Annotated in this window: 14 protein-coding genes; 6 read left to right on the forward strand and 8 right to left on the reverse strand. The window is 52.8% G+C overall.

Features of this window, described 5'->3' with window-relative positions; genetic code table 11:
• Positions 1 to 2: 2 nt before the first annotated feature.
• Both B3K89_RS13410 and B3K89_RS13415 read left to right on the forward strand, forming a co-directional pair.
• Entirely contained in the window at positions 3 to 1,136 is a 1,134-nt protein-coding gene (locus tag B3K89_RS13410; RefSeq protein ID WP_293893381.1) for a glycerate kinase, read from the forward strand.
• A complete protein-coding gene (locus B3K89_RS13415) occupies positions 1,133 to 1,828 on the forward strand; it encodes a DNA alkylation repair protein (RefSeq protein ID WP_293893384.1) in 696 nt (231 codons plus the stop codon). Before B3K89_RS13410 ends, B3K89_RS13415 begins: the two co-directional genes overlap by 4 nt.
• Here the strand turns inward: B3K89_RS13415 and B3K89_RS13420 are convergent.
• Entirely contained in the window at positions 1,812 to 2,729 is a 918-nt protein-coding gene (locus tag B3K89_RS13420; RefSeq protein ID WP_345907538.1) for a dipeptidase, read from the reverse strand. The two genes, B3K89_RS13415 and B3K89_RS13420, sit on opposite strands and share 17 nt — an antisense overlap.
• Positions 2,730 to 2,832: 103 nt before the next feature.
• Here B3K89_RS13420 and trxA point away from each other — a divergent pair, with 103 nt between their 5' ends.
• The 3 genes from trxA (at position 2,833) to B3K89_RS13435 (ending at position 4,860) form a co-directional block, all read left to right on the forward strand.
• Positions 2,833 to 3,147 carry a thioredoxin gene (trxA, locus tag B3K89_RS13425; RefSeq protein WP_293893390.1) on the forward strand — a complete coding sequence of 105 codons (315 nt, stop codon included), beginning with the start codon at positions 2,833 to 2,835 and terminating at the stop codon, positions 3,145 to 3,147.
• A 158-nt stretch (positions 3,148 to 3,305) separates the two neighbouring features.
• Positions 3,306 to 4,589: a tryptophan synthase subunit beta gene (gene trpB, locus B3K89_RS13430; RefSeq protein WP_293893392.1), complete on the forward strand. Its 1,284-nt coding sequence runs from the start codon at positions 3,306 to 3,308 to the stop codon at positions 4,587 to 4,589.
• A 64-nt stretch (positions 4,590 to 4,653) separates the two neighbouring features.
• Positions 4,654 to 4,860: a hypothetical protein gene (locus B3K89_RS13435; RefSeq protein WP_293893395.1), complete on the forward strand. Its 207-nt coding sequence runs from the start codon at positions 4,654 to 4,656 to the stop codon at positions 4,858 to 4,860.
• Positions 4,861 to 4,961: 101 nt separating this feature from the next.
• Here the strand turns inward: B3K89_RS13435 and B3K89_RS13440 are convergent, their stop codons facing one another.
• From B3K89_RS13440 to rimO, 7 genes are all read right to left on the reverse strand, one after another.
• The gene (locus B3K89_RS13440) at positions 4,962 to 5,588 is read right to left on the reverse strand and encodes a phosphatase PAP2 family protein (protein ID WP_345907539.1); all 627 of its coding nucleotides are present in this window, start codon (positions 5,586 to 5,588) and stop codon (positions 4,962 to 4,964) included.
• Between the two features lie 24 nt (positions 5,589 to 5,612).
• Positions 5,613 to 6,119: a regulatory protein RecX gene (locus tag B3K89_RS13445; protein WP_320349856.1), complete on the reverse strand. Its 507-nt coding sequence runs from the start codon at positions 6,117 to 6,119 to the stop codon at positions 5,613 to 5,615.
• A 99-nt stretch (positions 6,120 to 6,218) separates the two neighbouring features.
• Positions 6,219 to 6,632 (reverse strand): 30S ribosomal protein S9, encoded by a 414-nt coding sequence (gene rpsI, locus B3K89_RS13450; protein WP_293891878.1) that lies wholly within the window; start codon positions 6,630 to 6,632, stop codon positions 6,219 to 6,221.
• A 14-nt stretch (positions 6,633 to 6,646) separates the two neighbouring features.
• A complete protein-coding gene (gene rplM, locus B3K89_RS13455) occupies positions 6,647 to 7,075 on the reverse strand; it encodes a 50S ribosomal protein L13 (protein WP_293891875.1) in 429 nt (142 codons plus the stop codon).
• Positions 7,076 to 7,159: 84 nt separating this feature from the next.
• Positions 7,160 to 7,462, reverse strand: a complete 303-nt coding sequence (locus B3K89_RS13460) for a hypothetical protein (protein WP_293910928.1) — start codon at positions 7,460 to 7,462, stop codon at positions 7,160 to 7,162.
• A 541-nt stretch (positions 7,463 to 8,003) separates the two neighbouring features.
• Positions 8,004 to 10,274 (reverse strand): ATP-dependent helicase, encoded by a 2,271-nt coding sequence (locus B3K89_RS13465; protein WP_293891867.1) that lies wholly within the window; start codon positions 10,272 to 10,274, stop codon positions 8,004 to 8,006.
• Complete coding sequence (gene rimO / locus B3K89_RS13470) at positions 10,267 to 11,616, reverse strand: 30S ribosomal protein S12 methylthiotransferase RimO (RefSeq protein WP_293891864.1); 1,350 nt, start codon at positions 11,614 to 11,616, stop codon at positions 10,267 to 10,269. The genes B3K89_RS13465 and rimO overlap by 8 nt, the downstream gene beginning before the upstream one ends.
• A 307-nt stretch (positions 11,617 to 11,923) precedes the next feature.
• Between rimO and oppB the strand changes: the two genes are divergently transcribed.
• Positions 11,924 to 12,853 carry an oligopeptide ABC transporter permease OppB gene (gene oppB, locus B3K89_RS13475; RefSeq protein WP_293891861.1) on the forward strand — a complete coding sequence of 310 codons (930 nt, stop codon included), beginning with the start codon at positions 11,924 to 11,926 and terminating at the stop codon, positions 12,851 to 12,853.
• The last annotated feature ends 6 nt before the right edge of the window (positions 12,854 to 12,859 follow it).

The following is a 12,859-nucleotide window of genomic DNA, read 5'->3' on the forward strand; positions in this document are numbered from 1 at the left end:
CGATGAAGAATATCCTATTAATCCCCGATTCCTTCAAAGGAACCATGAGTTCCGAACAGATTTGTTCCATCATGGACAGAGCAATCAAGCAGCACTATCCAGATGCCCAGGTTACCAGCATTCCGGTGGCCGATGGTGGAGAAGGTAGTGTAGACGCATTTCTGCAAGCTCTCGGAGGCGAAAAGAGATCTCTTACCGTCCAAGGCCCTTACGCCTTCCCCATGGAAAGTTTCTATGGGGTGATCAAGAAAAACACAGCGGTCATTGAGATGGCGGCCTGTGCAGGACTTCCGCTTGTCGGTGATGAGCTTCACCCCGACCTGACTACCACCTACGGTGTCGGCGAGTTGATCCTCGATGCCGCCAAGAGCGGCTGCAAGACCATTATTGTCGGACTCGGCGGCAGTGCAACCAACGATGGTGGTTGTGGTGCTGCAGCTGCATGCGGTGTTGTATTCCGTGACAAGGCCGGCAAAGCCTTCGTTCCCACCGGAGGCACGCTTGGCAAGGTTGACAGCATCGACACCTCGGGCTTGGATCCTGCACTCAAGGGCGTCACCATCACCACCATGTGCGATATCGACAACCCGTTCTACGGGCCCACCGGTGCAGCCCATATCTTCGGGCCCCAAAAAGGAGCCACGCCCGAGATGGTCAAGATTCTTGATGCAAACATGCAGAGTCTTGCCAAGGTCATCGAGCGTGATTGCAACATCGACGTGCAAGCCATCCCCGGCAGCGGTGCTGCGGGCGGCATGGGCGGCGGCATGGCTGCCTTCTTCTCCAGCCAACTGCAAATGGGCATCGAGACGGTACTTGAAACGGTCAACTTCGACAAGCTTTTGACCAAGGCCGACCTGGTGTTCACCGGAGAGGGAAAGATTGACGGCCAGAGTCTCAGGGGCAAGGTGGTGATTGGAGTCGCAAGACGTGCAAAGAAAGCCAACGTGCCTGTGGTTGCAATCGTCGGGGATATCGGAGACGATGTTGAAGGAGCCTATGAAGAGGGGGTGAGCGGAATCTTCTCGATCAACCGCCTGGCCATCGACTTCAAGGCTGCCAAGCCCCGCGCTCAGCAGGATATGGCCAAGACCATGGACAATCTGATGCGCTTTCTCAAGCGCATGGGTCTGTGAATCAACAGGAACTCAAACGAAGGCTCGGCGAGATTGCTGAGCCTTCGTATCGTGCTTTCAGCGAGAAACTTAAGGTAAGCGACCGTGCTGTGCTCGGTGTACGTGCCCCCAAGCTTGCTAGCCTTGCAAAAGAGTTGGCCAAGAGCGAAAAAAGCAAAGCTCTCGATGATTTTCTCTCCTACCGAGACCCGTCGTATGAAGAGATTCAAGTCAGTTTCTCGATTTTCGGTTTGCTGAAGCTCGAGTATCGAACCGCCCTTTCGTATTTGGACAGGCTCAGGCCGTTCAATGAGAGTTGGGCGACCAATGACAACCTTGCTGGATGCTTCTCCCATCTCACAGAGGAACCGGACTTTTACCGGTATTTGTGTTCACTTCTTCGTGAACAAGATTCCTATGACCAGAGGCTGGGCATTGTAGGCTTGATGAACTACTACCTTGGCGCTGCCTCGATCGACCAAACACTGGAAGAACTCACCACGGTTTCCAATCCCCACTACTATGTTGTAATGGCCCTCGGATGGGCCTATGCCACAGCATTCTGCAGCAGCCGAAGCAAGACGCTGCCGTATCTGTATCCGGGCATCCTGGGCGAGCAGGTTCGGCGCAAAGCCATCCAAAAGTGCATAGAGTCACGCTTGGTCGGAGAAGAGGATAAAACCTTGCTCAAGAGCCTCAGGAAAGCACCCTGAGAGCGTTGGAATACCACATACCCTCTAGATCGGAATCCGTAAACCCGGACTTTTCCAACGCCTGCCACAACAAGATCAATCCATCATAGTGGGGGATCTCAATGTCGCCTGTAATGCCGTCGTAATCAGTACCCAATGCCAACACTGCGCTCCCGCCGACCTGTTTGAGATGAGCGGCATGGCGTACCATTGCTTCAACGGTGCTTGTATTCCAATTCTCGCTGAGAAACGACGGGCAGAAATTCAACCCCACCACCCCGCCCTTGTCAGCGATGACACGGATCATGCGGTCACTGAGGTTTCTGCTGTGATTGGTCACAGTCCGGCAGTTTGAGTGGCTGGCAATGAGCGGCTTGCGGGCGATGGAGGCAGCGTCAAAGAAGCCCTCGTCGTTGAGGTGGGAGACATCCACCAGGATGTTGTTTCGCTCCATCTCCTCGATTGCTGCAAATCCAAGGCTTTTCAATCCGCCAACTTGATGATGGGGAAAACCGAAGTCATTCTCATGGTTCCATGTCAGGGGGNNCAGGGTGGCAAGCCGAACCCCCCAGGAGGCGAGCGTCCCAATCCGTTCAAGCTTCCCTTCCAGGATTTGCAGCTCCTCACAGCTGAGGATTGCTCCATGGCGGGCAGAGGTGCGCACCTCATCTGCAGTTCTGACCTGTACGATCCGTTCGTGATTACGCAGCATTTCCAGCAGGAACCGCTGGTGCAGGTATTGGGCTGCCTGCCAGCAGTCACCAAGCTTGCTGTCGACGAACAGGGCGAAGCAGGTCGTCACTTTGCCAGCCTTGTCCATCCAGGCGAGGGAGACATGTCCCTCGTTTTCCCAGAGACATCCACTTTGGTTTTGAGCGAGTTCGTAGATGGTGTCGCAATGCAAATCAACGATCGGATGCATCAAAAAACGCTCCCAAGTAGTTGCCGTTAGCAAATAAAAGTAGTAATGTATCTATACGATACAAGAATTCACCTGTATAGTATACAGTAACAAGGAGCATAGAATGATCAAACATGTAACCAAGAGCACATATGAAGCTGAAGTCCTGAAGAGCACTGTCCCCGTAGTCGTCGATTTCTGGGCGGCTTGGTGCGGCCCGTGCCGCATGCAGGGAACCATCCTGGAGCAGCTGGACAAGGAACTCACCCCCGACCAGGCCAAGATTGTCAAGGTCAACGTAGACGAGGAAGGCGAACTCGCCGGTACCTTTGGCGTGCAGTCCATTCCTACTCTTCTGTTTTACAAGGACGGCAAGGTAGTAAACAAGGCTGTCGGTGTACGCGACGCTGCAGCCGTGAAGAAAGCTTTGGGAATCTAGATATCATTTCTGCAGCAAAGAGCAAGCCCACAGGCCATATGAGTCCTGTGGGTTTTTCTTTGCACTGGGAATTGTTTCTTTTTATAGAAACTTTTGCATTCCCTGTTGACAGACTGTTTCTATCTACAGTAACATCAGAATCCAACAAGGAGATTCCCATGCAGAACCCGATAACCAAAGAAATCAATACAACCAATCTTCCCGACCAAGCTGGACGCTTCGGAGAATTTGGAGGCGCCTATCTTCCTCCCCAGTTGCAGACCGTCATGGACGAGATTACCCAAGCCTATGAGCAGATCGTACAGGACCCTGAATTTTTAAGCGAACTGGCAAGTCTCCAGAAACATTACGTTGGACGTCCATCTCCGGTCTACCATGCCAGACGGCTGTCAGAAGCAGTCGGAGGAGCTCAGATTTATCTCAAGCGTGAGGACCTGAACCATACCGGAGCACATAAGATCAATCACTGTATCGGAGAAGCGCTGCTGGCCAAGAAGCTGGGAAAGAAGAAGGTGATCGCAGAGACCGGTGCCGGTCAGCATGGGGTTGCCCTTGCCACTGCAGCCGCCCTGCTCGGTCTTGAGTGTGATATTTACATGGGTGCGATTGATATCAAGAAAGAAGCTCCGAACGTAAGCCGAATGAAGATTCTGGGTGCGACCGTCGTGGAGGTGACCAGGGGAACCAAGACGCTCAAGGATGCAGTCGATGCAGCGTTCGAGGCGTATCTTCAGGATCCCGTAACCCAGATTTATTGCATTGGTTCGGTTGTCGGTCCCCACCCCTTCCCAATGATGGTTCGTGACTTCCAGAGTGTCGTCGGCATTGAAGCCCGAAAGCAGATTCAGGAGATGACCAATTCACTCCCTGATGCGGTTGTCGCTTGTGTCGGCGGTGGTTCGAATGCCATGGGAATTTTCAGTGCCTTCCTTGACGACAAGGACGTAAAACTCTATGGTGTGGAGCCTGCAGGTAAGGGTCTTGACACCCCCGATCACGCTGCAACCATTACCAAGGGAAGTGTAGGCATCCTGCATGGATTCAAGAGCCTGTTGCTCCAGGATGACAAGGGAGAAGCCCTTCCGGTGTACTCAATAGCAAGTGGTTTGGATTATCCGGGTGTCGGCCCCCAACACAGTTACCTGCATACCATCGGGCGGGTCATCTACGAAAGTGCAACCGACCGCGAGGCAGTGGAAGCTTTCTACGGGCTGAGCAGAATGGAGGGTATCATCCCCGCCCTTGAATCCAGCCATGCAGTTGCCCATGCGATCAAGCTGGCTCAGACATTGCCCAAGGACAAGGTGATTTTGGTCAATCTTTCCGGCAGAGGAGACAAGGACATAGACTTTGTGATGGAACACTACCCGCTTGTTGAGTACGAACCGCAGGATAACGGTGATGGATTCAAGGAGTTCCTGGCTCATATCAAGCAGAAGTAACAGGAAAGAACAACGTCATACTGAGAACCAACCACGCATTTGACAGGCGTGGTTGTTCTTTTCCATGCGCTTCCTCTTCCAAGAGAAGGCTGCAACCTGGCACCAATCTTCCCCCGGGGTTGAACAGCCCTACGCCCCGCAGGATCAAAAAGCCGCCGGTCGATACTATTTCCAGCAACGGGGTGACGAACATGAAGTTGGTCGCATCCCCGATCTGCTTGGCGATGGCACTGGGAAATACACCAGCAAGGAAGGACTCAAAGCTGTTTGAACTTCTGCGATTGCCTGGGGCATGAACAAGAGGAACTTCATGGTAGAGGCGGTGATGGTTGTCATCGCTCTATTGAAGAATATCTGGTAGAAAAGCTCGTTTTAGAACGACACCTGCATCCCCACCACAGGTCCTGCCAACACGGTAGGAGCATCTGCATCCTTCTTGAGCAACTGTTGGGTTATATAGGGACCAAGAAAACCAATTGCAGACCCCATGGCAGCGCCGGCAAGCACATCTTTCAGATAGTGATTGCCGCTGACCACCCGAAGCGTAGCAGTAGTGGCAGCCAAAACCCATGTTGTGGCGCTGACAACCTTCATGGTAGTCGAATCAGGATAAAAAAGAAGCTGCATGGCCTGGGCATACGCAGCAGCGCTGAAAGCCATGATGCTATGACCTGAAGGGAAGGACTCATAGTCCTCACTTGTATCGATGGGCCTGTCAAGTTGTCCGACATACGGTCTTGGTTTATGGATTACCTGCTTGAGGATGGTACGCATGCCATATGCCCCGGTCATGGTTGCAGCATAGCTGGAACCGATGGCGACATAATCGGACGGGGGTGCTATCAGGCCAAGGACTCCGGGGGTGGCAAGCGTCAAAGCCAAGGTGATATCACTGGCTTTGGAGAGATTTGCATCGTAGGTGAAATCCAAGGCTGAAAGAGATGATACCGAGAAGCATAGTATCAGCAATGCTGCGATGAATGTCTTCTTTCTGCTCATACCTGCCTCCATTAGGATTTTAGTTTACTCGGACTTCTCAAAGCCCTCAAGCCCGAGACGAATCTCGTAGGAGGAAAAGCCCTTCTTTTGCAGTAGATACCTTGCCTTGTCCTCACCCACCTTCCTGATCGCCAGACTGTATGCTTTCTGCACATACTCGACAATCGCCTCTTCACCGTAGAGCTCGTCCAAGGCACGCTGGGCATCTTCGCGATTGACCCCTTTTTCGCCAAGACGCTGGGCCATCAATACTCTTCCTTCAGGACTCTTCTTCTGCCTGTGTTCAATTGCCAGCAGTGCATACCGATACTCGCTGAGCAGGTTGTCAGACGCGAGCTGCTCAAGGGTGGGCTTGATGATGTGCAACTCATACCCTTTCTGCGTCAGCTTCCGGGTCAACTCCAAGGCGGTATGCTCGCGCCTGGCAAGGTAAGCCATTGCCTGAGAGCGGCAGTTGCGCCTCGCCTGAGCGTCTTTGAGCTCATTGCACTCTGCTTCAGTGAGCTCTTGGCCGACAGAGAGGTGCCGCAAGCGAAAGACATCAGCTGTAATAAAAAAAGGGAAACCTTCGTGGACAAGAACTTGATAGCCCTGGCCAGGGATTTCCCCTTCGATGCGTGCAAATGCCACTTAGCGCTTGGAGAACTGGAACTTGCGGCGAGCACCCGGCTGACCGTACTTCTTGCGTTCGACCATGCGGGAGTCACGAGTCATGAAACCAGCGGTGTGCAGAGCGGGCCTGTAAGCCTCGTCGTGTGCACAGAGAGCGCGTGCGATACCATGGCGGCATGCACCGGCCTGGCCGGAGGGACCACCGCCGACGACGTTGATGAGGATATCGTACTTGCCGGTGGTTTCGGTGGTCTCAAGCGGCTGCTTGACGATGTACACCAACATCGGGTTTCCAAAATAGGAATCAACATCCCTGCCGTTCACTACAATCTTGCCCTCGCCTTCACGCAGGTAGACACGAGCGACAGCGGTCTTGCGGCGACCGACACCATGACCAAGATCAACAACTTTCTTCACTTCTTTCTTTGCCATTTTTCGCTCCTACCTTAGATTTCAACCTTGATGGGCTGCTGAGCCTGCTGCTGGTGATTCGCACCTGCATAGACTTTCATGTTGGTGTACAACTTGCGACCGAGCGGACCACGGGGGAGCATGCCCCTGACGGCACGTTCCATCGGATAGACCGGGTTGCGCTTGATCATATCAGCATAGCTGTATGAGCGAAGTCCACCGGGGTAGTTCGAGTGGCGATAATACATTTTATCCTGGTACTTGTTGCCCGAAAGAGCTGCTTTCTCAGCATTGATGATAATCACATAGTCACCCATGTCCTGGTGAGGCACATAAATGGGCTTGTTCTTCCCGCGAAGGATGCGTGCAGCGGCAACTGCTACCTTGCCAAGCTCCTTTCCCTCTGCATCAATCAGATACCATTTCTTCTGAACTGTCAGCGGTTTCACAAAAATAGTCTTCATCTATTCATCCTGTTCTGCAAGGACCAGCCTTGCGTGTGTTTTTTGCATGGACAGAAGGATGCCTTGCATCCCGACCTGCCATATTTAGTATGTTACAGCACCAGCATACTGACGCGACAACTGCAAAAAAGCCTGTACATCGCCTGACGAATACTCTCCAGGAACAATGAACGGCACATCGGCAGAAGGAGGAAGCACCACCTTGAGGGCCAGGGCCTCCAAAGCAAACTCCTCATAGCGCTGAGCACAAAGGCCGGTTAATCCGTACGGTCCTCTGGTCTCGAACACTCCCTGCAAGGGATTGTCCATTCGCTTTGCAACTGCATCCTCCACCTTGAGGGTGCGTATCAGGGACGCTGTGGCCTTGACGAGCAAATCAAGCAACAACGGTGAAACGCAATCTGAGGGCGGTAGACAAGCTGTACAGGCTTCTTCCTTGAGACAAACGACCTGAGGTACGAAACTCCCTGGGAAAGGTAGGATAGGGAGGAGCATCACGGAATCTGCCCCGCCAAAACCTAGGAACGGTCGCCAATAGGACACTGTACGGCTCGCATGCTCAGGAGATACAGCCGGGTCGAATAGTGCATCATCCGAAACCTGTCGTACCACCTGAAGGACCTTCTGCTGGTCAGAGTATACCCTGAACACCACAAAGTCTGGAAACAGCATTGCCAGCAGCTTTTCGAGCCTTCCTGAAAAAAGCGAAGGGTATTCGCTTATCAACCCGCGACTGACCGTGGCCTTGATGGACCGTTGGACTTGTTCGGGTCGATGCCCCAGAATGGCTCTGCCATAATTCTGAAAAAAATCGGTATAACGCACACCCCGCCTATCATAGAGATAGAACGAACGCGCGCGGACAACGGTAGGCATTGTATAACCTTCCGGCCTTTCTTGTCTAGTCTCTTTCCCCCCATCACTCATATCACTCGCTCCCGATTTTCTCTAGCTGGGCAAATTTGCTGATGAAGGTGGCTTTCCGCCCTCCGCTGAACCGGACTTCGATGACCTCCCGGTCACCGTTCATCCGCACAGTCACCACCTCCCCTTCTCCGTAACTGTCACTATACACCCGCTGGCCGACCGGAAACAGAGGACCGCCATCAGCTTCTGTGTGGACGGTCTTCATCGTGAAGGTTTTGGCGTTGTCGCCAAACCCTTTCCGGATGAGGACTTTGCCATCGCTGCCCCAGCCAGAGGGAGTTGCACCGCCTCTCTGATGCTCTCTTCGCTTCTCGCCCAGGCTTGAGAGCCCCTGGTAACCGCCGGCATGCTGAATACCGGGATTGAAGCCCTGCACATGCACCAACGACGAATCGATCTCCTTAAGGAAGCGGCTGGGGTGATGGAAGCTGCTCTTGCCCCAAATTTTCCTCGCCCTTGCGCACAGAAGATACAACTCTTTTCGCGCCCGGGTTACGGCAACATAAAAGATGCGTCGTTCTTCCTCGATATCATCGTCGCTCTCGCCCGCCCTTCCAGGGAACAATTCCTCTTCCAAACCAGCAACAAACACCCGGTCGAACTCCAAGCCCTTGGTGTTGTGCATGGTGATGAGGGTGACACCCTCCTTGTCCCGGGGATCTTCCCTGCCCAAGGTGGTGGGATCGAGCGACAACTGTTCCAGAAACTGCAGCAACCCATCCAGGGAGGATTCATAGGAAGAGAGGGCATTGACCAGCGCCTCAAGGTTGCCGACTTTTCCGGTGCTGTTCTGGCTGTCCAACTCCTCATAATAGCCCACCAAGCCAGCCTCCCTGATCAAAAAGTTGGCACAATCGACCAGCTCCCCTTCACCGAGCAGGGTCTTTGCATGCTCGAACATCTTCAGAAACTGCGATGCTCCGGCTTTCGCCTTTGCAGAGAGCACATTGCCTTCGATTGCAAGCCGCAGCATGGCAAACAAGCTGCCGTCGGTCTGGGGGGCGAAGGAGAGAATGCTGTCCAAGGCACCCGGACCGATACCTCTTGCAGGCTTGTTGATCATGCGCTTGAAATTCACCTCGTCTTTCTCATTGGTGAGGAGGAACAGCAAGGCAAGGGCATCCTTGACCTCTTCGCGATCATAGAACTGCAAGGCTCCAACAACCTTGTACGGGATGGAGAGCCGCTTGAACATGGTTTCAAACGCAACAGACTGGGCATTGGTCCGGTAGAGAATTGCACTCTCATTGAACTTCTTGTCAGCCAGGAGAATGTTGCTCACCCGCATCGCCTCGTCCTGCTCATCCTGTACATAGAAGAGGTTGGGCTTCGCTCCCTTGGTGTTTGCCGTCCACAACTTTTTTGCATGCCGGCCCTTGTTGTTCTTGATAACGGAATTGGCAACATCGAGAATATGCTTGGTGGAGCGGTAGTTTTGTTCCAGCTTGATTGTCCTCGTACCGCTATAGAGTTCGGGGAAGCTGAGAATATTCCGAACCTCGGCGCCGCGGAAGCGATAAATGGACTGGTCGTCATCGCCGACAACACAAATGAAGCATGCCGGGCCCACCAGAAGCTTGAGCAGGTTGAACTGCGCAGCATTGGAGTCCTGATACTCATCGACCAGAATCATGGAAAACCTGTTGTGGACCCAATCCAAAACAGCCGGTTTCTCCTGGAGCAACTCAATACTTCGGCCGATCAAATCGGCAAAATCTACATTTCCTATGCTTCTCAGTTTTCTCTCATACGCATCATACATCTCCTTGAAGGTTCCACCCACCTTCAGGCCGTCAGGATTGTCGGTGGGCCTGCGCCCCTGATCCTTGGCATAGGAGATCTTGCGCATGACAGGATCGAGATCCCGTTTCTTGTAATTCGGAAAACAGGAAGCAAGCAGCGAAAGAGAGTCGTCGTCATCATAGATGGTGAAATTGGAGGCAAGACCGATTTCAGAGCCGAACCGTCTGAGCAGCCAGGCTCCAAAGGAGTGGAAGGTGCGGATGGTGCATTCATCGGCCTGGGCATTGCCATCGAGCATTTCCTTCACCCGCTGCTGCATCTCACTGGCCGCCTTGTTGGTGAATGTAACGGCAAGAATCTTAGAGGCGGGAATACCAAGCTTTTCAACTGCATACGCGATTTTGGTGGTGATGACCCTCGTTTTTCCACTGCCGGCCCCAGCCAACACCAACAGGGGACGGTTGTTTTCAAGCACCGCCTCCCTCTGTTGTTCGTTCAGCGCATCCAGCATCGCATCGATATCAGCCATGAAGAACTCCTTGCACCGGGATAGCCTCCAAATCGAGGCCATTGACCGAACGGATGCCGCAAAGCACCTTCCGCCCCGGCTTCAACGACCTGCCTACAACAACCGTCAGTCCGTCGACTTCGGGAGCCTGGGCGTACATGCGTCCGATGGCAAGGTCCTCTCCTTCAACCAGCTCCTCGATGAGGACCTCATACTCCTTTCCCACAAAGCGCTTGAGGTTTGCACTGGTAATCGGAGCCTGCAGGGCCTGCAGCTGCTGTTGGTAGGTTTGAGCGACCTTGTTCGCCTTCTTGTGCTCCCGTTCGCCTCTGAGCTTGTAGGCCTTGGTCCCTTCCTCCCTGCTGTAAATGAAAGAGCCCACCCAATCGAGTTTTGCCTTGGAAAGAAAATCCATCACCTCGGCAAATGCCTTCTCATCCTCCCCAGGATACCCAAGCAGTATCGTCGAACGAATGACTGCTTCAGCAACAGTGCTTCGGATTGCATCGATGAGCGCAAGATAGCTCTCCTTCGTACCGGTTCTGCCCATGCTTCGCAGCACTTGCTCATCGGCGTGCTGGAAGGGAATATCGAAATAGGGAAGCACCTTCTTGTGCTCCGCAATGAAAGGAATCAGCTCTCTTGGAAACGCATCGGGATGGATATACAGCAGGCGAATGGAAAAATCACCTTCCAAAGCAACCAAAGCTTCAAGCAACTGCATGAACTTGCTCTGCTTGTCGGGGCCATCGGTGCCATAGGCTGCCAAATCCTGTGCGATAAGGTTGATCTCCTTGATCCCCCGCCCGATCAAATCCTTCGCCTCGGCAAGAATGACCTGCATGGGCTTGCTCCTTAGAGCCCCCCTGATCAGGGGAATGGCGCAGTAGGAGCACCAATGGTTGCACCCCTCGCTGATTTTCAGGTAGGCGCTGCCGGGGAACGAGAGCAACTCATTGCGTTCATACACCTCATTCTCGATGGGTGGATAGGAAGGCAGGGAGACAACCCGGTCACCGGCGAAAATCTGTTCGACCACCTCATGAATCCTGGAGAGGTCGCGGTTGCCGAAAATTGCTGAGGCCTCCCCCAGCTCCTGTTCCAACTCCTTTCCATACCGCTGGGCCATACAGCCGCTGAGAATGATTTTTGCTTCGGGATTCGCCTCATGGAGGGAGAAGAAGGATTCAAGGGACTGCTGCCGGGCCGATTCAATAAAACCGCAGGTATTGACCACGATCAAGTCGGCTTCCCCCACCTCACCGGTGTGGATGAACCGGTCGTCCTCGAGCAGTTTGATCAACGTTTCAGCATCGACTTGGTTTTTTGAACAACCAAGATTTTCCATATATACTTTTTTCATTCAGTTCTCCTGGGTAGCTTCATGTACAGAATGGCAGAATAGCATAAAAGCCTAGGGTTTTCCTACCTCCCAAGGGCTATAAATACTCTGACGGTTAATGAAAATGTGTTAAGAACAGCTGTCAGCCATTCTTAGGGTATCTATTTATGCCCAAAACTCTTACAGCTTTGCAAAAAGTATTGGATTTGCATAATTATGGTAATTCTTGCATAAATGACTGTCTTGGTATAGTATCTGAAATGCTGTATGATTTGAGGCTTCCCGTGCCTACCTATCCATGCAACGAAAATCTCACAAGAGGAAACGAATGACGAAATATATCGTGAACCGCCTATTAGGAATGATTCCAACGCTTCTCATCATCATCACGCTGAGTTTCTTCATTGTCCGCATCGCACCCGGTGGTCCGTTTGCTACTGAACGCAACCTGCCCGAGGTGGTAAAGCGAAACATTGAGGCCAAATATCATCTGGATGAACCCATGATCCAACAGTATGGCCGCTACATGTTTGACATCCTGCGCGGTGATCTCGGACCGTCCTACAAGTACAAGGACTATGATGTCAATTACTACATTGCAAACAGTCTTCCCAAGTCCATCGTACTCGGCAGTTGGGCAATGCTGATAGCCCTGGTCTTCGGAATCTCGGCGGGGATCATCGCTGCGGTAAAACAAAACTCATGGATCGATTACCTGAGCATGGGGATAGCCGTCATCGGCATCTCGGTTCCGCTCTTTGTCATTGCACCGGTTTTGCAGCTGATCTTTGCGATGAAACTCAAATGGCTGCCCACCAGCGGTTGGTACACCACCGGCGAGGGATGGAAGACTGTCATTCTTCCGGCCCTCTCCCTCTCGTTTGCCTACTTTGCAAACATCGCACGACTTACCCGCTCATCCATGCTGGAGACGCTCAGAAGCGACTATATCCGCACGGCCAAAGCCAAGGGCATGAAGAGTACCGCCATTATTTTCAAGCATGCCATGAAAGGGGCAATGCTCCCGATCGTCAGCTATCTCGGTCCCGCATTTGCAGGTATCATCACCGGCTCGATTGTTGTTGAGCAGATTTTCCGTGTGCCAGGCTTGGGCAAGTTCTTTGTCCAGAGCTCCTTCAACCGTGACTATACCCTGATCGTGGGTGTTGTCATTGTATACTCGGTCATTCTGATTATCATGAACTTCATCGTAGACATCGTCTACGCCCAACTCGACCCGCGAATTACCTACAAATAAGGAGAG

Source organism: Sphaerochaeta sp. UBA5849 (assembly GCA_002432715.1).
In the GTDB taxonomy this organism is placed as follows: domain Bacteria; phylum Spirochaetota; class Spirochaetia; order Sphaerochaetales; family Sphaerochaetaceae; genus Sphaerochaeta.